Raw genomic sequence first — 1,045 nt, forward strand, 5'->3', positions numbered from 1 at the left:
CCGCTAGGTCCTGTTTTGTGGATCACCTGAGCCAGAGCAGTAGACAGGCGATGGTCACGGCTGATCGGTAGTGGGCGGCGAGCTTGTCGTAGCGGGTCGCGATGCCTTTGAAGTGCTTGAGCCGGTTGAAACAGCGTTCGACGACGTTGCGTCGTTTGTAGCGGACCGGGTCGAAGGTGTGGCGGCGGTGTCCGCGGCGGGCTCGTCCGGCTAGCTGGTCGGCGCGTTCGGGGATGGTGGCGCCGATCTTGCGTCGGCGGAGGTAGGTGCGGATGGCGCGGGAGCTGTAGCCCTTGTCGGCGATCACGTGTTCGGGGCGGGTGCGTGGTCGGCCGGCGCCGGCGCGGGGGATGCGGATGGTTTCCATCACGGTGGTGAACTGGGTGCAGTCGTTGATGTTGCCGCCGGTGAGCACGAAAGCCAGGGGCAGGCCGCGTCCGTCGACGGCCAGGTGGATCTTGGTGGTCAGTCCGCCGCGCGAGCGCCCGAGCGCCTGTCGGCCCTGATCGGTCTGAGCTGGTTGCTGCCCGACTGTGCCTTGGTGGCTCCCCCTTTACGGGCGCCGGCGGCGTGCTGGTGGGCGCGCACGATGGTGGAGTCCACGCAGATGGCCGACCAGTCGACCTGGCCGATCGCATCGTCGTGGACCTGGACGTGCTCCAGCAGCCGGGCGAAGGTGCCGTCGGCAGACCAGCGGCGAAAGCGCTGGTAGATGGTCTGCCAGGGGCCATAGCGTTCCGGGATGTCGCGCCAGTCGGCGCCGGTGCGGATCTTCCAGACGATGCCGTTGAGCACCTGGCGGTGATCGCGCCATCGGCCACCGCGTTCGGGGTTGGCCGGAAGCAACGGGGTGATGCGCTCCCAGGCGTCATCGGTCAGTTCATGGCGACGAACCATGTTCTCTATCCAGCCACATGATCGCTGTGGCGTCAGGCGAATGGGTTGACGGCCGGGGAGTGTGAGGGGCCGGAAGGCCCCTCGCCTGGGGTTTGGGGCAAAGCCCCAATCAACCACAGCCCGAGCGTGATACGCGCGCAGCGCGAAG

Annotated in this window: 1 pseudogene; it reads right to left on the reverse strand. The window is 67.5% G+C overall.

From position 1 onward, the window contains the following. Positions 1-22 precede the first annotated feature (22 nt). Positions 23-897 (reverse strand): annotated as a pseudogene (locus AB0B96_RS40855) (IS5 family transposase). Between the last annotated feature and the right edge of the window lie 148 nt (positions 898-1,045).

Origin of the sequence: Streptosporangium sp. NPDC049046 (assembly GCF_040649155.1) — a bacterium.
In the GTDB taxonomy this organism is placed as follows: Bacteria; Actinomycetota; Actinomycetes; order Streptosporangiales; family Streptosporangiaceae; genus Streptosporangium.